Annotated in this window: 21 protein-coding genes and 1 tRNA gene; 15 read left to right on the forward strand and 7 right to left on the reverse strand. The window is 37.1% G+C overall.

What is annotated here, in order from left to right; all coding sequences use genetic code 11:
- Positions 1-10: 10 nt before the first annotated feature.
- Positions 11-811: an IclR family transcriptional regulator gene (locus tag D8M06_RS12005; RefSeq protein WP_121204651.1), complete on the reverse strand. Its 801-nt coding sequence runs from the start codon at positions 809-811 to the stop codon at positions 11-13.
- 324 nt (positions 812-1,135) lie between these two features.
- Here D8M06_RS12005 and D8M06_RS12010 point away from each other — a divergent pair, with 324 nt between their 5' ends.
- The 7 genes from D8M06_RS12010 to D8M06_RS12040 all read left to right on the forward strand — a co-directional run bounded on the left by D8M06_RS12010 (position 1,136) and on the right by D8M06_RS12040 (position 7,653).
- On the forward strand, positions 1,136-2,599 hold the full coding sequence (locus tag D8M06_RS12010) for an aldehyde dehydrogenase (RefSeq protein ID WP_121204652.1): 1,464 nt from the start codon (positions 1,136-1,138) through the stop codon (positions 2,597-2,599).
- A gap of 10 nt (positions 2,600-2,609) precedes the next feature.
- Positions 2,610-3,404 carry a 2-keto-4-pentenoate hydratase gene (locus D8M06_RS12015; protein WP_121204653.1) on the forward strand — a complete coding sequence of 265 codons (795 nt, stop codon included), beginning with the start codon at positions 2,610-2,612 and terminating at the stop codon, positions 3,402-3,404.
- 18 nt (positions 3,405-3,422) lie between these two features.
- Positions 3,423-4,307: an acetaldehyde dehydrogenase (acetylating) gene (locus tag D8M06_RS12020; protein ID WP_121204654.1), complete on the forward strand. Its 885-nt coding sequence runs from the start codon at positions 3,423-3,425 to the stop codon at positions 4,305-4,307.
- 21 nt (positions 4,308-4,328) lie between these two features.
- Entirely contained in the window at positions 4,329-5,348 is a 1,020-nt protein-coding gene (gene dmpG, locus D8M06_RS12025) for a 4-hydroxy-2-oxovalerate aldolase (protein ID WP_121204655.1), read from the forward strand.
- A gap of 22 nt (positions 5,349-5,370) precedes the next feature.
- On the forward strand, positions 5,371-6,159 hold the full coding sequence (locus tag D8M06_RS12030; protein WP_121204656.1) for a 2-keto-4-pentenoate hydratase: 789 nt from the start codon (positions 5,371-5,373) through the stop codon (positions 6,157-6,159).
- Positions 6,160-6,186: 27 nt separating this feature from the next.
- Positions 6,187-6,378 carry a 4-oxalocrotonate tautomerase gene (locus tag D8M06_RS12035; protein WP_121204657.1) on the forward strand — a complete coding sequence of 64 codons (192 nt, stop codon included), beginning with the start codon at positions 6,187-6,189 and terminating at the stop codon, positions 6,376-6,378.
- 288 nt (positions 6,379-6,666) lie between these two features.
- Positions 6,667-7,653, forward strand: a complete 987-nt coding sequence (locus D8M06_RS12040) for a catechol 2,3-dioxygenase (protein ID WP_241558939.1) — start codon at positions 6,667-6,669, stop codon at positions 7,651-7,653.
- Between the two features lie 211 nt (positions 7,654-7,864).
- Here D8M06_RS12040 and D8M06_RS12045 read toward each other — a convergent pair whose 3' ends face one another.
- The 4 genes from D8M06_RS12045 to D8M06_RS12060 form a co-directional block, all read right to left on the reverse strand.
- Entirely contained in the window at positions 7,865-8,353 is a 489-nt protein-coding gene (locus tag D8M06_RS12045; RefSeq protein ID WP_206613290.1) for a C39 family peptidase, read from the reverse strand.
- A 73-nt stretch (positions 8,354-8,426) separates the two neighbouring features.
- On the reverse strand, positions 8,427-8,792 hold the full coding sequence (locus D8M06_RS12050) for a DUF1801 domain-containing protein (protein WP_121204658.1): 366 nt from the start codon (positions 8,790-8,792) through the stop codon (positions 8,427-8,429).
- Positions 8,793-8,810: 18 nt separating this feature from the next.
- A complete protein-coding gene (locus D8M06_RS12055) occupies positions 8,811-9,287 on the reverse strand; it encodes a YkvA family protein (RefSeq protein ID WP_338322978.1) in 477 nt (158 codons plus the stop codon).
- A 153-nt stretch (positions 9,288-9,440) separates the two neighbouring features.
- Positions 9,441-9,513: transfer RNA gene (locus tag D8M06_RS12060), tRNA-Val, on the reverse strand.
- Between the two features lie 189 nt (positions 9,514-9,702).
- On the opposite strand from D8M06_RS12060, the gene D8M06_RS12065 reads away from it, so the two are divergent.
- From D8M06_RS12065 to D8M06_RS12085, 5 genes are all read left to right on the forward strand, one after another.
- The gene (locus tag D8M06_RS12065) at positions 9,703-10,869 is read left to right on the forward strand and encodes an MFS transporter (RefSeq protein ID WP_121204659.1); all 1,167 of its coding nucleotides are present in this window, start codon (positions 9,703-9,705) and stop codon (positions 10,867-10,869) included.
- A gap of 22 nt (positions 10,870-10,891) precedes the next feature.
- Positions 10,892-11,224, forward strand: a complete 333-nt coding sequence (locus D8M06_RS12070; RefSeq protein WP_147404971.1) for a hypothetical protein — start codon at positions 10,892-10,894, stop codon at positions 11,222-11,224.
- Between the two features lie 117 nt (positions 11,225-11,341).
- Positions 11,342-11,551: a gamma-type small acid-soluble spore protein gene (locus D8M06_RS12075; RefSeq protein WP_121204661.1), complete on the forward strand. Its 210-nt coding sequence runs from the start codon at positions 11,342-11,344 to the stop codon at positions 11,549-11,551.
- Between the two features lie 17 nt (positions 11,552-11,568).
- Complete coding sequence (locus D8M06_RS12080; protein WP_121204662.1) at positions 11,569-11,877, forward strand: DUF3892 domain-containing protein; 309 nt, start codon at positions 11,569-11,571, stop codon at positions 11,875-11,877.
- 235 nt (positions 11,878-12,112) lie between these two features.
- Positions 12,113-12,649, forward strand: a complete 537-nt coding sequence (locus D8M06_RS12085) for an HD domain-containing protein (protein WP_121204663.1) — start codon at positions 12,113-12,115, stop codon at positions 12,647-12,649.
- A 29-nt stretch (positions 12,650-12,678) separates the two neighbouring features.
- Here D8M06_RS12085 and D8M06_RS12090 read toward each other — a convergent pair whose 3' ends face one another.
- Together D8M06_RS12090 and D8M06_RS12095 are read right to left on the reverse strand one after the other, a co-directional pair.
- On the reverse strand, positions 12,679-13,446 hold the full coding sequence (locus D8M06_RS12090; RefSeq protein ID WP_121204664.1) for an SLC13 family permease: 768 nt from the start codon (positions 13,444-13,446) through the stop codon (positions 12,679-12,681).
- Complete coding sequence (locus D8M06_RS12095) at positions 13,386-14,450, reverse strand: SLC13 family permease (RefSeq protein WP_158591786.1); 1,065 nt, start codon at positions 14,448-14,450, stop codon at positions 13,386-13,388. Before D8M06_RS12095 ends, D8M06_RS12090 begins: the two co-directional genes overlap by 61 nt.
- A gap of 231 nt (positions 14,451-14,681) precedes the next feature.
- On the opposite strand from D8M06_RS12095, the gene D8M06_RS19850 reads away from it, so the two are divergent.
- The 3 genes from D8M06_RS19850 to D8M06_RS12105 all read left to right on the forward strand — a co-directional run bounded on the left by D8M06_RS19850 (position 14,682) and on the right by D8M06_RS12105 (position 17,303).
- Positions 14,682-14,840 (forward strand): hypothetical protein, encoded by a 159-nt coding sequence (locus D8M06_RS19850; RefSeq protein WP_158591787.1) that lies wholly within the window; start codon positions 14,682-14,684, stop codon positions 14,838-14,840.
- A gap of 202 nt (positions 14,841-15,042) precedes the next feature.
- The gene (locus D8M06_RS12100; RefSeq protein ID WP_121204666.1) at positions 15,043-15,345 is read left to right on the forward strand and encodes a MerR family transcriptional regulator; all 303 of its coding nucleotides are present in this window, start codon (positions 15,043-15,045) and stop codon (positions 15,343-15,345) included.
- A 401-nt stretch (positions 15,346-15,746) separates the two neighbouring features.
- Positions 15,747-17,303, forward strand: a complete 1,557-nt coding sequence (locus D8M06_RS12105) for a BCCT family transporter (protein ID WP_421904387.1) — start codon at positions 15,747-15,749, stop codon at positions 17,301-17,303.
- Positions 17,304-17,435 lie beyond the last annotated feature (132 nt).

Consider the following 17,435-nt stretch of genomic DNA (forward strand, 5'->3'; position numbering starts at 1 on the left):
TTTATATGAATTAACTTTTCATGCGTCTGAAGTATCTTTCGTCATAACCTAATCGTTCGGAGGCATCTTTACCCGCTTCCATCACTTTTTTGGCTATATCTCGTATTTTATGGTTTTTCATTCTTTGAATCGGCCCTACGACTGTAATAGCACTTACTACTGTGCCGGTATAGTCTCGTATTGGAGCAGCCACCGATCTAGTTCCTTCGGTTAATTCTTCTGTACTTACTGCATAGCCTTGTTTGCGGATGGTCCCCAATTCATTCCTCAATTCAAAAGGATCTGTGATACTATTAGGCATATGTTTAATCAATCCCTTTGCAATCACCTCTTCGGTTACATTTTCATCATTAAAAGCAAGTAGCACCTTACCTGAGCTTGTACAATAAGAAGGATTTCTCCTTCCCAGGTGGGTCAATATTCGAACAGGATGATTACACTCTTCTTTGTGAATATAAATGGTATCCAGTCCGTCCATGATGGCTAAGTGTGCCGTTTCCCCAGTGTTGTTTACTAATTTATATAGAACCGGAGCAGCCTCTTTATGGATTTCCAGATTATTGGTTACAATTCCACCAAGAGTAAGGACAGATAAACCTAAACGATACTCGTTCGTCTTCTCATCTTTCGTAACAAATCCTTCACTAGCAAGAGTTGATAAAATCCGGCTGACTGTACTTTTAGCGAGTCCTAATGATTCGGCAAGCTCACTAACTTTTTTAGTGGGTTCAAATGTTGAAAAACTTTTTAAGATTCGCAGTGCATTTCTAACAGAAGAAAGGATTTGTGGCTGGCTCTTTGTTTTGGACATGTATTCACCTCCTTGATGAACTAGTTCTGCATAAAAGAACATATTATTTTCTTATTCTAACAACAACAATACAGTATGTACATAGTTTTGTTAACGCCTTCTATTAAATTATCAATTAATTCTTTTAATTTATTTTAATATTGTTCCGTATAGAGGAACTGTAACCTTTCTTAATCTTCCTAAGGTACTTATAATGAAATTATGCTGATAAACAAGGGTTGTTTTCAGTAAAAATTATTAGTCGTATATAATTAATTATTTTCTAATTACTAAAAGCGGGAACAATGTATGCGTTTCCGAAACAAACATAAGGAGGCACTTAACATGCAAACGACAGAAACAGAAACAGTAGTAAAACCAATTAATTGTTCGCATTATATTAATGGCAAGTATGTACCTTCAAGTAATGGAAAGACATTTGAAAATGTAAACCCAGCAACAGAAGAGGTATTAGGTGTTGTTGCAGAAGGTGGAAAAGAAGAAGTGGATCAAGCAGTTAAATCAGCAAAAAAGGCATTGAAAGGGGAATGGAGTACACTTCCATTAAGAAAACGTTCTGCGATTGTCCGTAAAATCGGTGACCTAATTTTAGAAAGAAAATCTGAATTAGCGACGCTTGAATCATTAGATACAGGGAAGCCATTATGGTTATCCAAAAGTGTAGACATTGATCGTGCAGCATATAACTTCCATTTCTTTGCTGACTATATGATTTCAGTTGGAACCGAATCTTATCAGCAAGATGATATTGCCATTCACTATGCTGTTCGTCGTCCAACTGGTGTCGTGGGACTAATTAATCCTTGGAATCTGCCATTATTACTTATGACATGGAAACTTGCTCCAGCACTTGCTGCAGGAAATACAGTAGTTATGAAACCATCTGAAGTAACACCAATGACAGCTACGGTTTTAGCTGAAATTTGTACAGAAGCGGGTGTGCCAGATGGTGTAGTAAACATGGTACATGGTTTTGGAGAAACTGGTGCAGCAATCACTTCTCATGAAGATGTAGACGCAATTGCCTTTACTGGAGAAACCATTACAGGTAGTGCGATTATGAAGTCGGCTGCTCCAACCTTGAAAAAATTATCTTTTGAACTTGGCGGTAAAAATCCAAACATCATTTTCGGTGATGCAGATTTAGATGATGTGATTGAAACAACCATGAAATCCAGTTTTATCAATCAAGGGGAAGTATGTCTTTGTGGTTCAAGAATCTATGTGGAACGTTCCATTTATGATGAATTCTTAAATCGTTTTGTTGCTAAAACAAAAGAGTTAAAAGTTGGAGATCCATTTGATGAAACGACGAATGTTGGTGCATTAGTAAGTGAAGAACATTATAACAAAGTTCTAAGCTACCTAGATATTGCCAAGGAAGAAGGAGGAACCTTCTTAACAGGTGGTAAGGCTGCTGACATTGAAAAAGGATTTTACGTTGAACCAACTATTATTACTGGGCTTGGAAAAGAGTCAAGATGTGTACGCGAAGAAATTTTTGGGCCAGTGGTAACAGTGATTCCTTTCGACACAGAAGAAGAAGTGATGGAACAAGTAAATGGTACACACTACGGATTAAGTGCAAGCTTGTGGACGAGTGATATCAAACGTGCTACGCGTTTATCTGCACAAATTGAAGCTGGTATGGTTTGGGTAAATACTTGGTTCTTACGTGATTTACGTACTCCATTTGGCGGAATGAAACATAGTGGAATTGGCCGTGAAGGTGGAGCACATAGCTTTGACTTTTATTCCGAATTAACAAATGTAACTGTCAAACTCTAGGAGGATGAATATGAAAACAGAAAACACATCTAAAACAGCAAGTCATGCCAAACACTTAGCAAATGCCTGGAGTAACGGGGAAGGGGTTCAGCCACTAACAACGCTGGATCCTGACCTCTCCATTGATGAAGCCTATCAAGTACAATTACACACCATCGAAGAAAACGTAGAAAACGGGCAAAAAATCACTGGAAAAAAAATTGGCTTAACTTCTAAAGCAATGCAAGATATGTTAGGTGTTGGGGAACCAGATTATGGTCATTTATTGGATCAGATGGAAGTGGAAAATGGGGGCTCGATTTCGTTTAAACAGGTTTTACAGCCAAAGGTGGAAGGAGAACTTGCCTTTATTTTAAAAGAGGATTTAGTTGGACCAAATGTAACCACTTTGGATGTTTTGCAGGCAACGGATGTCGTAGTTCCTGCACTTGAAATCGTAGACAGCCGGATTAAAGATTGGAAGATTACGTTAGCTGATACGGTTGCTGACAATGCTTCTTCTGGGCTATACGTTCTTGGTGGAAGACCGAAAAAAATTTCTGATGTAGATATTAAACAAATTGGAATGGCTCTTTATAAAAATGATGAAGTGCAAAATACAGGGGTTGGTGCTGCAGCATTAGGTGATCCAGCAAAATGTGTTGCGTGGTTAGCTAATAAACTTGCAACCTATGGAATTACGTTAAAGGCTGGAGAAGTAATCCTATCTGGTGCGCTATCTGCAGCTGTCGAAGCAGAACCTGGCGACCATTTATACGCGAAATTTGCCGAACTAGGTGAAGTACATGTATCGTTTGAGGAATAAACAAAGGAGGGATGACGGGTGAGTAAGGTAAAAGTTGGAATTATCGGATCTGGAAACATCGGATCAGACTTAATGGTGAAGTTAACCAAATCGGAAACCTTGGAATTAACGACGATGATGGGGATCGATGCAACGTCAAGAGGGATGCAGCATGCAAAGCATATAGGACTGGAAGTTTTTGATAATGGTGTAGATGGTTTATTGGAAAACCCTGATTTAGTTGATATCATTTTTGATGCAACGAGTGCTGGTGCACATATTCATAATGCAGAAGTAGCGAAAAAACTTGGCAAGCAGATGCTGGATTTAACACCTGCAGCAATCGGGCCTTTTATTGTGCCAACGGTTAATCTAGGGGATCACTTGGATGCAGACAACGTCAATTTGATTACATGTGGCGGGCAAGCAACGATTCCGATTATCCATGCCATCCATGAAGTGGCACCAGTCGAATACGGCGAAATTGTTGCGACGATTTCCAGTAAGAGTGCCGGTCCTGGGACAAGAGCGAATATTGATGAATTCACGGAAACGACCGCAAAAGGAATTGAACAGGTTGGCGGAGCTAAAAAAGGAAAAGCTATCATTATCCTAAATCCAGCAGAACCACCAATCATGATGCGTGATACCGTCCATGCGATTGTTGAAGAGGGAACAATGGACGAAGAGAAAATTACAAATTCAATTACAGAGATGGCAAATAAAGTAGAGTCCTATGTTCCTGGATATAAAGTACGGACAGAACCGATTTTTGAGGGGAATAAAGTAACGGTTTTCCTTGAAATTGAAGGCGCTGGCCACTACTTACCGAAGTATGCCGGTAATCTGGACATTATGACGTCTGCAGCAGTGAAAGTCGCAGAGGAATTTGCGAAAAACCGTGTGAATGTAGCGGCAAACTAAATGAATGAGAGGAGGAAGAACATGTCCAATCAATCAGATATAAAATTAACAGAAGTTGCATTACGTGATGGCAGTCATGCGGTTAGTCATCAATATACAGTGGGGCAAGTAACGTCAGTGGCAAAAGCATTAAACGAGGCACATGTTCCATATATTGAGGTTTCTCATGGAGATGGATTAGGCGGTTCATCCTTACAGTATGGGCAGTCTCTAACAGATGAATTGAAATTGATTGAAGCAGCAGTTTCTGTAACAGATTTTTCAAAAATTGCGGTGTTATTACTACCAGGTATTGGTACGATTGAAGATTTGAAAAAAGCAGCGGGTCTTGGGGCGAAAATGGCACGTGTTGCTACACATGTTACGGAAGCAGACGTATCCAAACAGCACATTGAAACGGCAAAAGATTTAGGCATGGAAACAGTTGGCTTTTTAATGATGAGTCATATGGCACCGGCAAGTAAATTAGTAGAACAAGCAAAACTGATGGAAAACTATGGCGCGGACACTGTATATGTCGTCGACTCAGCAGGTGCACTTCTTCCGCATGAGGTGAAAGAACGAATTGCAGCACTAAGGCAAGAGTTAACGGTAAATATTGGTTTCCATGCTCATAACAATCTGTCCCTTGCCATGGGAAATACATTAGCAGCAATTGAGGCAGGTGCTACCAGAATTGATGGGAGCATTCGCTGTTTAGGTGCAGGTGCAGGGAACACGCAAACAGAGGTATTAGTTGCCGTCTTAGAACGAATGGGACTAAAAACGGGTGTGGATCTTTATAAGATGATGGACATTGCGGAAGACATTGTCGCACCAATTTTACCGAAACCGCAAGAAATTAATAGAGACAGCTTAACATTAGGTTACGCTGGTGTTTATTCTAGTTTTCTATTACATGCAAACCGTGCAGCTAAAAGATTCAATGTTGATTCACGTGATATTTTGGTAGAGTTAGGAAGAAGAGAAATTATAGGCGGACAGGAAGATATGATTATCGATGTTGCAGCAGAACTTGCTAAAGCCAAAGCACCAGTTTAATAAGAAAGTCGGAGGTGGGAACATGGACAAGAATTTAATTGAAGAGTTGGCTAATTATGTACATCATGCGGAAAAAAAAAAACGAGAAATAACGAAGATAACTGCAGAATTATATCCAGAACTTTCTATTGAAGAGTCGTACTTGATACAAGAAGAATTAATTAAGCAAAAATTAGATGAAGGAAAAAAAATTATTGGTCCTAAAATGGGAATTACTAGCGAAGCGAAAATGAAGCAAATGAATGTCGATGATCCCATTTATGGTTATGTATTCGACTATATGGTTGTTAATGAAGGAGATTCCATTTCTGTTGAGGATTATATCCATCCCAAAGTGGAACCGGAAATAGGCTTTATTCTATCAAGAGATTTGGAAGGACCAGATATAACACCACTTGATGTGATGCGGGCAACCGAATATGTCTTCCCGGCGATTGAGATTATTGATAGTCGCTATGAAAACTTTAATTTCACATTACCAGATGTTATTGCGGATAACACCTCTGCAGCTGGTGCCGTTTTCGGAACGACTTTAAAAAGACCTGAATCATTGGAACTGGATGTAGTAGGGGTTACTTTATCTATTAATGGAGAAATCAAATCATTGGGGGCAGGTGCTGCGGTGTTAGGCCATCCGGCAAATTCAGTTGCTCGACTTGCTAATATGCTAGCTAAGAAAGGCGAAAAGGTGAAAGCTGGACAGCCGATTCTAACTGGGGGTATCACAGCAGCGGTTCGCCTTAAACCTGGTGACTTTGTCAGTGCAAAATATGGTGGTCTAGGAGATATCTCCTTTTTTGTGAAAGAATAAAATTTCGTTAATAGAGGAGTGAGGAATTTGCCATTAGTTAACATTCAAATCATGGAAGGCAGATCTCAAGAAAAGATTAATGCATTAATGAAAAATGTAACAGAAACAGTTAGTGAATCACTGGATGCTCCGAAACAAAATGTACGTGTTATTGTTACTGAAGTACCAAAAACACATTGGGCAATTGGTGGGACAAGTGCGAAAGATTTGGGCAGATAAAAAATGAGTACGTTGGATTCGGGATGATCCTTATACGGGGATCCCCTGAATCTATGATACTAGGAAAAATTTCATAATTTAATGAAATAATTTTTAGAATGTTGCGTATAGAGGAACGATTGTCTTTATAATATATTCACTTGTTTTATAATAGAAATAAGAAATTATTACTAGTTAAACTTTAGCTTTGAATTCCATAAAGAGCGTTTCATGAAAACCATATTTTTTTGAATAGTGGTGGAAGCGTTATCAAAGGGAAAAAATAATAAAATACAAGGGGGAATTATTGTGGAAAAAGAATTGAAAAGGTTTGATGTTGCACAATTAGCTCATGTGGAGATTTTTACTCCGGATCCTGATGGAACACTATGGTTTTTTAAAGAAATTCTGGGAATGTCAGAAACAGCTAGAGAAGGTCAGTCAGTTTATCTTCGCTCATATGAAGACTTCTATCATCATTCACTGAAAGTTACAGAAAGAAATGAACCTGGGTTAGGTCATGTCAGTTGGAGAGCGAGTTCTAAAAATTCATTGGAACGACGTGTAAAAGACCTTGAAAAATCTGGTGCTGGGAAAGGTTGGATTGATGGGGATCTAGGTCATGGTGCAGCTTACCAATTTGTAACACCAGACAATCATCGTATGGAGATTCTTTGGGATATTGATTATTACCAAGCGGCAGAAAATGAAACAACTTCTTTAAAAAATAGACCTCAAAAACGCCCAAATAAAGGGGTCCCTGTTCGACGTATTGACCATGTTAACTTGATGTCAAGTAATGTAACTGCCAATAAAAACTTTATGATGGATGAACTTGGATTTAACCTAAGAGAACATGTTGTGAAAAACGATGGATCTGAAATTGGTTCCTGGTTAAGTGTTAGTCCATTAGTTCACGAACTTGCCTTCATGGGCGACCAAAGTACTCCTGAAAGAGGGTTAGGAAAACTTCATCATATTGCATTCTGGTATGGTTTTCCACAACATTTACATGATTTATCAGAATTGTTAACAGAAAATAACATAAAAATTGAAGCCGGGCCATTAAAACATGGAGTATCTCAGGCAATGTGTATGTACGTCTTTGAACCGGGTGGAAATCGTATAGAGTTATTCGGTGATTCTGGCTACCTTATTTTTGATCCGGACTGGAAACCAGTTACATGGACAGAGGAAGAAGTAGAGCAAGCAATCATTTTCTATGGAGCACCACTACCAGATACTTATTTCAAATATGGAACGCCTCATGTAAAGTCGCCTGTACCATCAAAATAAGTATAAGATATAAAAGTAACCTCTTCCGTGCAGGGAAGGGGTTATTTATATCGGAAACTGATAGTGGATAATATCATTTTACTAGGATTTAGTGAATAGTAAAGTGAAACCAATTATAATGGTCAAAGGGATTTAAACAGGGAATATTACAAATAAAAGTGTCCGTACCTCGTAATTCTTTTGATAATCAAGGGTCCGGACACTTTATTAATTAATAGGAAATCGCTCTATTTTTTTGACCTTGCCAAATTTCATTGAATTCCTTTTTAGTGATTTTTATGTCTTTTTCCGCAGTCCACGGATCATTGTAATAATAGTGTTCATCATCAAATCCAGTTAATGTAATGGCGTGAACGGTGAATCCATGCATGGAAGAAACCAAAACAACTACAGGTATATTATTGGATAATTGATTTTCTAAATCATCATTTGTTTTACCAGTGAGATTATTAGCACTTCCTGCATATTTTTCAATGAGGTCTATTAATGCAGAAGGATAAATAGTCCATCCGTCCGGTGTGAAGGGATCACCAACATACCCGAGATTCGGATCTTCTACATGTCTTGGCATTTCATTCGCCAGTGCTATTTTGTCTACATTAATTCCTTTAAATTGCAGCATCATGGTTACTGCGGTAATTTCACAACCTGTAGGCAACTCAGGTTGTTGACCAATAATCGGTACGTTTAGTTTAATCATTGCATTTTCTCCTCTTTTGAATAAATCATTTTTCTATTAATTCTATCATATTACAGAAGCTAACATATGCTTATTACTTATTTAAAGAAATAGCTGTTTGAATAAGAGAGGTAAGGGCTTCTGGTTGAATATCTTCCATCTTTTTTATTCGAACGTGCCTCATTGTTTTTCCAGTGCCTTGTAATAAATTGTGCGTGTCTTTATTTTCAAGTTCATTCCCTTTCTGAAAACCAAGATTGACATGTTTCTTTGCAGTTTGCAGATAACAAACTAACCCATTATTTGAATAGTTAGGCATAGACCATTTATATTCTTCTACAAGATCTGGGGAAGCGTTAAGAATGATTTCTCTTAGAGCATTTGTAAGCTCTTGGATATCATCTGGCAAATTAAAAATAAATTGATCAACTTCTTTTATAGTCCTTCCTTGATTTTCCATAGAATGCTCCTTTTTGAGTTAAATTTTTTCATCGATTTCGGCTATATTTAAATTGTCACCAAACCAAATTTTTAGCTTATCTTTCGCTTGCAGTTTGATATCTTCGTCAATATACATAGCAACATGAAATAATGCAGCAGTAAGTGCCCCTAGATCATCAGCATATCCCGCACCCAAAGCAACATCTGGAATCAGGTCTAATGGAAGAATGAAATATCCCAAAGCTCCAGCAATAGTGGCTTTAGCTTTGAATGGAACTTCTGGTTTTTGCAATGTGAAATATAGGAGCAGTACAGCATAAATAACTGAAGAACCAGCTCTTTTTGAAAATCTTTGGATTTTATACCATAACCTGTCTTCGGAGAAATGTTGATTATGTTTTTGGATTTCTTCTTCTTCCATGTTTTCTGCGGTATCTTTAATGTCTTCCATCTCTTTATCTGTTATGTTTAATTGTTCTATGTTTTGTTTTTGCTTTCTAAATTTATCAAACAAGTTATTTCCCCCTAATATGATTTAGGATACATGAAAGTAGAAATCTTCTAATAGGCTTACTGAATCCGTATTATACTTATTGTATAATGTGAGACATTTTAAATAAAGAAAAGCGTTAATCCTGATAGGCAAGATTAACGCTTTTTTCAGTAATGATTCCGACTGGACTCGAACCAGCGACCCCTACCCTGTCAAGGTAATGCTCTCCCAGCTGAGCTGCGGAATCGTATGAATTAGTAATATTAATATAATCGTTTTTATCGAAACTGTCAATCCTAATATAGTAATACGTTAAATTAGCTTGATTTAGGTAAGTATGTAAGAGTAAAAGCTTACACACAATTTTTTTAATTTCTAATTACAAAAGCTCGTCTATTTTTCCAGCTCGTGCATACAATGTTTTCGAGGTGAAAAAATGAGAGAAGCAACGGTGGATAAATTAAACATCTTTATTGTCATGTTTTTTATGAGTTTGATTATGAGTGTGCAAGCACCAATTTTTACTCCATATGCAGCAATGCTTGGAGCATCCGGTGTTTTAATTGGCATTATGCTTAGTGCGGCACAGGTAGCTAATTTAACAGGAAACTTGATTGCTGGACCGTTAGTTGATCGGTTTGGGAAGAGGGTTTTTATAACGCTTCCTTTGTTTGTTTCAGGCGCTTTATTTATAGGGCATGGACTAGCATCCAATTCTGCAACACTATTGATTTTGCGCATAATGAACGGATTTTCTCTGGCATTCCTAATTCCAGCAGCTCTGGCATTATTGTCTGGGTATGCAGCCAATAGTCAGCAACAGGGGAAAAATATGGCAGTGAATGGGATTCTAGGTACAGTTGCTAGTATTATTGCACCACTGATTGGTGGGAAACTAGGTGTCTTAATTGGATATGCAAATGCATATTTTGTTATTGGAGCAGCTTTAGTAATGACCGCTATTTATACGATAAGATTTGTAAGAGATCGACAAGTTGTGATTGTAGATTATCGATCACCAAAAAAATCTATAAGTCTATCACAAATATTGGCCATACCTCATTTACATATTGTATTTTTATCAGGTTTTGCTGTGATGTATATGCATGGAGTAATTATTTATGAAGTCCCTTATTTGACTGTGGAGAAAGGGCTCTCTACTGCAAGCACGGGACAGTTGTTTAGTTTTATGGCTGTTGGAACGTTTTTATCATTATCCTTGTTTTTCATTAACCGCTTTGATCCGATCAAGCGTATGATGTTTGGATTGTTTGGTATGTGTATGAGTTTGTTTGCCCTTGTTAATTCGTTATTTTCACTGATGCTGTTGTTATTTTTGATTGGTTTTTGCTTTGGAATTATGATGCCAGCAATGGCTACGGCAGTTACTGATGCTATATCAAGAGAAGGACATGGGAGAGCTTTTGGTGTAATGTCTGCCGTGTATTCTTCAGGGATGATATTCAGTACGTTCATAACAGGTATTATTCGAGAGGTAATATCACCATATTTTATCGCGTTTCTAATTGGAATGCTGGTACTAACGTTTGTCGGATATACAAAATTTCGTGCACCACAATCAGCTCATTCGAAAGTTTATTAAGATAGGGGAGAGGATGGAATCCGTGAAAAAGGCATTTTCTATGATTGGAATCATGGTCGTTTTGATTTATATAGCTTTCTTGGAATCACCTTCAGATACCTATCACGGTTTTACTCCGGGTTTTGATGAAGAAATAGGGGATGTGACAGAGGAAGTAAATGCAGAATTGGGGGATGAAATTAATCCTAATACTTATACTTCTATTGAGTATCGGATGGAAGGGACAAAAATTGTGGATGGCCACAAGGTGGAGGCCTATCGGGAATATGAAATATATACCGATAATGAGGGCAATATGGTGAAAGAAGTTCCAACCTCTAATTATGATTATTTAAGGTATAAAATAGAAGAATAAACAGCTGACCCAATTTTATAGGTCAGCTTTTTTTTACGTATTGCGCGACAAAATCTGACAAAAACCGGGGAGTGACAGGCACCTTTTTGTGCAAGATATTATAAGGGGGTGATTTGGATGAATAATGATAAGGATTCGTATGATGGATTTACTGTTGCTGGGACGGATATTGAGGAAGTAAAAAGGAGAAATGCTGAATCAGGATTATCTTACAACGAAGTGAAAGCATTGCTGGCTAAAACTGCAGGAACGGTGAATACATCGAAGTTTAGCGATACGAATGCAGGGAAAGTAAGAAATAGGAACCAGCAAGGGACCCAAAATTAATAGGAGGTTGTTCCATCGTGTCAGATAAGGATTTTGAACAAATTTATAATGAATATCGAAAGCAAAGTGACCTCCCAGTTAATGAGGAACAAGGTGAATCTACCGATAAGGATGAGATTGTTGCAGTGCGCAAAAATGACGATGGGGATATTATCGCCTTCAAAACAGCTTCAGGCCGCGAATTGGATTACGTTACAGCCTTGGATGAAGCGAAGGCTGGGAAACTGAATCATGTGGATGTTTTCCATAAATATGGAAGGGATATTATTAGAAGTGAACCAGATGGAATAAAGGAAAATAATTTGGATAACTTGCCACTGTTTTGATTTCACCATGTAAAGCAAAAGTTGTAAACGGTACCTGAGTAAAGGTCAGGTATCGTTTTTTACTGTCTATCATTATACAGGCGTGCATTTGCATTTGTGTTTCTTTTTAAAACACTTTGAAAACGTAAAATTAATCAGAAAATGGTTGAAAACTGGACGAAAAGATGGTATTTTATTAAACAATATACTTTGATGAATATCACGCAAAGTACGCTGAAAAAAGGGAGGTATGATGATGAGAAAGGTAACATTGGAAGAGTTGTTTAACCACCCTATAGTACAAAAATATGTTGGACGATCTGGAGTAGCACATGCAATTTCAGTGGCTGAGAATGCATTTGAAATTGCTGCAGAAACTGGGGTTAATCCAGATTTGGCAACCAAAGCCGGTCTGCTACATGACATCGGCCATTATACATGGTACGAAAATGGTGAATGGAATTATCAGATGTATCAAGAGAACGATATCCATGCAATTAAGGGAGCGGCTCGTGCGCATAAGCTTCTTGTTCGATGTGGGGAAGATTTGCAACATGCTAAAGCAATTGCGTTGGCTGTTTTGCTTCATACAGACTCCTACTTGCCTGAAGGTCAACTTCAGCTTAGTCCATTGCAAAGAGTTGTGGCAAAAGCTGATGAAGCGGATGAAGAACCTGGTGGAAAGCATCATTATCGCCAAATTGACTATCCAACAGCTCTTGACCGAATTCAAAAACTAGATGCTAAAATCAATCATTTTATGGTGACCGTTGAGTTGGAACAAACTTGTTAGAGTGCTCAATGTTTCTTTGGTTAACTTAATTATGAATAGATAAACAAGTAAACAATCGTGACAGTTATTATCATGTAAATAGCACTTAGTGGCAATCCCGTTTTTAAAAAATCCTTATATTGGTATTTGCCTTGGCTATATACAATTAAATTGGTTTGGTATCCAATTGGTGTAGAAAAACTTGCGGAAGCTGCAATTGTAAGTGTGATAATGAATACGAATGGGTCAACCATGAGTTGTTCTGAAATGGCAATACCGATGGGAAACATAATAACCACTGCTGCGCTATTGGTTATAAGTTCTGTTAAAACATTCGTGATGAAATAAATGGCTATGAGAATTCCTATAATCCCCATTTCGCCTGCAAACTTCACGAGATAATTGGCAACCAATTGGGCTAGTCCAGTATTTTCTATCGCTATTCCTATGCCAAAAGAGCAAGCAATCAGCAGGAGTACTTGAAAATCAATGTCTTTTAAGATTTTATTTGGTTTTACAATGTTCGTGACGATAAAAGAAAAGGTCACAATTAGTGCAGCTTTAAACATGGATATATAATTGAATGAGGCTAGAACAATCATTCCTATTAATACTGCAATTGGAAATACTTGTTGTATTCTATTTCGTTCGATAGGTGTGTCTATTTCAGAAACGATAAAGAAATCATCATGAAAATGATTTTTCCATTTTTGAATAAAATCTTTCTTAACTAATAGTAATAGCGTATCCCCGGCACTTAATTTAATATCCCCAATCTTTTCATTTGATTTTTGCTGATATTTTCTGACGGCAACCACCGTTGCATAATACTTTTCCTAATATCTCTTTCTTTTATCGTCTTATGGAGAAGGGGAGAGTTGCTTGAAATCATTGCTTCCACTAAACGTAAATTTTTTTGATGTAGATGTTGAAATGTAAAAGTTGCATTCGTAGCAATAACTAACCCTCTAATCATCTGTAATTCCATGATTGTCGTTATTGTCCCCGAAAAAATCAGATGGTCCTCCGCATGAATAACTTCGTTTGGTAAAACAGGGGTAATACGTTCCTTACCACGAATTATTTCAATTAAAAATAACCCTTTTAAATCTGCGTCTTTTACAGTCTGACCAACTATTTCACAGGATGGATTGATAATAGCCTTCGTTAAATAATTTTTATTTTCTTCTACAAAACTTTCTTCTAATGTTTTTCTGTCTTTGGGTAATAGTTTGGAACCAATAAAGATAACATAGATTGTACCAATAATAGCACCTGGGATACCGACGATTGCTAGTTGAAACATGAATAAGCCCCTCATTCCATTTTCTAGCATTAACCCATGAACGACTAAGTTGGTTGCAGTCCCAATTAATGTAATCATCCCTCCAAATATAGATGCATAAGACAATGGAAGTAAAAATTTGGATATAGGCATATTATGCTGTCTACACCATTTGCGAATAATAGGGATTATCATGACAATGATTGGGGTATTATTAAAGAATGCTGACAGTCCAGATATCGGCGCCATGATACGAAGCAATGTCTTCCGATAACTGGAGCTATTTCCTATCATTCTGTAAATAAAGCTATATAATAAAGGATTTTTTCCGATTGCCCCTGCTATGATAAAGAGCAGAGCAATGGTCAGCATTCCCTCATTGGAAAATCCGCGCAGTGCTTCTGAGGTTGTAATGGTACCTGTCAGCAACAGAAACATTAAGGTAGTGAATACGATAAAGGCAGGACGAGCAATCTCTAGTATCAAAGCTAAGAACATCAGTCCGATAATAATAACTACAATAACCATCTCCCCCATCCCAGCACCTCCCAAAATAAAAAATGACAGTCCTCCTACTATCATTATAAATCAATTATTAAATGGCAGAATAGTAGGCCAAGACCATATATCTGACTATTTCGTGACGAATAAATCAACCATTAATATGAAATTCGACAAAATCCGGGAAGTGCCAGGCACTAGTGGGTCTAAATAGATTAAAAGTTGGCTAAGATAGATATATAAATAAAGGGTTTAGAGGTGATATGATTGAGTAAGTCTACTTATCTTAGTTTGCTAGTATTAATTTTTGTAGTTGGCTTGGCAATTGGTTTGGTGTTCTGGAATGTTACGGAAGAAAGTCAAACGGTGGATGGTGTTGCTACAAATATTTTTAACTTATTCACAGAGTATAAATCCGAATTCTAGTCTATTTTTACATAAGGTTACTATGGACGATAAATCAAATAAGAGAATGGTTCTACATCTATAACTACAAAACCATAGAAAAAGAGAAATAATGAAACGTATTATAGGTACAAATCGTATTTGATTTGTGCCTATTATTTTTTTGGTTAATAATGGAAGTAAGGACCCACTTTATTAAGTTAACAGGGGAGGGATTGAGATCATGGAATTCGATTTTATTTGGATTGGTTTAGGAATTGCAGTAGCCGGATTTTTTATCGGAGAGGGATTAAAGAACTTTAATAACCCTGAAGCAAAAAGTTTGTTTGATTCACTTGATGATGTGCAACATGGGTTGATTAAGGAAAATGAGGTCCATGATTTTATGGGGATATCAAAAGAAGATGCAAAAACGTTAATAGATGAGTATCCTGATATACCTCATATTAAGATAAACAAGAAAGTATATTACCCAAAGGAAAAATTGCGTAAATGGTTGATGGAGATTGGTAACAATAATAAGTAAATGTCTCAAGGCACGAGGGAGGCTCACCAGCTCCCCGCGGAAAGCGTAGTGTATTTCCGTAGCGGGGGTTAAGCAGTATTTTGAATTAAAGTAATCAACAGTCTATAAAAATTGGACGTAACCGGTAATAGCAATAAAAATCTTTTCCGTGTGGCGAGTAACCGCAGGCACAATCTATTAGAAAACAGCCTAACTTTTATTTTTATACTACACTATAAGTTAAAGAAGATGATTTTCCTACTATTAGGATAATTGTCTTTTTTTATGTATAAAACTTTTAGGTTTGTTATAATAGTTTTTGCACCCGTTAATTTCCAAGACATCTATAATAACAAGGGTAACAATCAATCTATCATCAGGAAGGTAATTATCAGAATAATTTGTTACTGGAGGTTATTAATTTGAGAAAGGACGATAAGAAGAAGTTAATAGATAATAGGATTTTTATTCCATCTATACTTATTATTATTGCAATCAGTATTCCTTTTTCCCTTTACGAGGATGAATCCTTGGATCTATTAAATGTGATATTTGATAAGATTGTGGAAATGTTTACGTGGGGATATGTGTGGTACGCAATTATTTTAGTTGGTGCCGGGTTGTATTTAGCTTTTTCTAAATATGGTGATGTCGTATTAGGCAATCCTACAGAGAAACCTAGATTTAACTTATTTGAATATGCATCTATTCTCATCGCTATGGGACTTGGATCCACTATTATGCGAACGGGTATGATTGAATGGGCCAATGTTGCGGTAGACCCTCCATTTGGTGTGGAACCTCAGTCTGTTGAAGCGTTATTGTGGGGAAATTCATACAGTATGTTTATGTGGAGTTTCCAAGTGTTTGCGATATTTGTAATGGCAGCACCTGCAATGGGGTACATTTTGCATGTTCGGAAGCGTCCGTTCATGCGAATCTCAGAGGCATGTCGGGTGATTTTCGGTGATAAATTTACAGATGGTTATGGTGGGAAAGTACTGGATGTTATCTTCTTAGTCAGTATCCTTTCTGGAGCTGCTGTTACCTTAGGACTTGGAACACCAATTGTTACTTATAGTTTGTCGGAAATCTTCCATATAGAAATTACATTCGGATTAACATTAATCGTTATTATTGTGTGGGTAATCTTATTCACGCTCAGTGCTTATTTAGGAATTGAAAGAGGAATTAAAAAACTAAGTACTTGGAATATGTATTTTGCTGCGACTTTTGCAATTTTTATCATGTTAGCAGGGCCAGGGATTTTTATTCTGAATTATTTTACTGACACGATTGGATTTTTATTATCTAATTATATTGATTTGTCTTTAAACACGAACTCACTGGGAATGGAAGAAACATCTTATGTTGAGCGGAATACAGTCTTCTGGTTTGCTTATAGTGCGACATGGGCAATGCTACATAGTGTTTTTGCAGCAAAAATATCTCGAGGACGAACCATAAGAGAAATGATATTAACCTATTTACTTGCTCCAACACTCTTATCGTGGTTGGCAACTGGAGTTCTTGGAGGTTTAGGAGTACACAGATATCTAACAGGGGAAGTACCTGTACTGGATATCATACAAGAAGATGCAATGGCAGCCATACCGGCGATTTTGAATACCTTGCCATTATCAACCATTGCGCTTGTTTTCTTTGTTGTTATTGCCATGATATTCTTGGTTACAACACTGGATTCAACAACGTATACGATTGCATCTTACACAGGTACACAAAATATGAGTAAAGCAGAACCATCTAAAAATCTTCGTATTATTGTTGCTGCGGTAATTACCGTTCTAGCTCTGATTTTGATGCGGATTGGTGGATTGGCACCACTTGAAGTGCTTTCCGGTTTAATGGGAATACCAATTATTTTTATTCAATTTTTAACTATTTATGCGGTTAAGAAAATGATGGACGAAGACAGGGCCTGGATTTACAATGTAAGAAAAAAAGAAGGAGAAAAATAAACAAATTAAGTTAAAATAGAGGTATATAATCACAGTGAATATGTACCTCTATTTTATTCTTTTCTGCTAGAATGTTAAGTATTGTATATCACATAGGGTATGACGTAATAGGGAGTTCCGAATTATACAAAA

The sequence above is a fragment of the Oceanobacillus halophilus genome, from assembly GCF_003628505.1.
Classification (GTDB): domain Bacteria; phylum Bacillota; class Bacilli; order Bacillales; family Amphibacillaceae; genus Oceanobacillus; species Oceanobacillus halophilus.

Coding starts and splice junctions, on each gene's coding strand:
- D8M06_RS12005 (WP_121204651.1), bottom strand. CDS start 811: ATGTCCAAAACAAAGAGCCAGCCACAAATCCTTTCTTCTGTTAGAAAT.
- D8M06_RS12010 (WP_121204652.1), top strand. CDS start 1,136: ATGCAAACGACAGAAACAGAAACAGTAGTAAAACCAATTAATTGTTCG.
- D8M06_RS12015 (WP_121204653.1), top strand. CDS start 2,610: ATGAAAACAGAAAACACATCTAAAACAGCAAGTCATGCCAAACACTTA.
- dmpG (WP_121204655.1), top strand. CDS start 4,329: ATGTCCAATCAATCAGATATAAAATTAACAGAAGTTGCATTACGTGAT.
- D8M06_RS12030 (WP_121204656.1), top strand. CDS start 5,371: ATGGACAAGAATTTAATTGAAGAGTTGGCTAATTATGTACATCATGCG.
- D8M06_RS12045 (WP_206613290.1), bottom strand. CDS start 8,353: ATGATTAAACTAAACGTACCGATTATTGGTCAACAACCTGAGTTGCCT.
- D8M06_RS12050 (WP_121204658.1), bottom strand. CDS start 8,792: ATGGAAAATCAAGGAAGGACTATAAAAGAAGTTGATCAATTTATTTTT.
- D8M06_RS12065 (WP_121204659.1), top strand. CDS start 9,703: ATGAGAGAAGCAACGGTGGATAAATTAAACATCTTTATTGTCATGTTT.
- D8M06_RS12075 (WP_121204661.1), top strand. CDS start 11,342: ATGAATAATGATAAGGATTCGTATGATGGATTTACTGTTGCTGGGACG.
- D8M06_RS12085 (WP_121204663.1), top strand. CDS start 12,113: ATGAGAAAGGTAACATTGGAAGAGTTGTTTAACCACCCTATAGTACAA.
- D8M06_RS12095 (WP_158591786.1), bottom strand. CDS start 14,450: ATGGGGGAGATGGTTATTGTAGTTATTATTATCGGACTGATGTTCTTA.
- D8M06_RS12100 (WP_121204666.1), top strand. CDS start 15,043: ATGGAATTCGATTTTATTTGGATTGGTTTAGGAATTGCAGTAGCCGGA.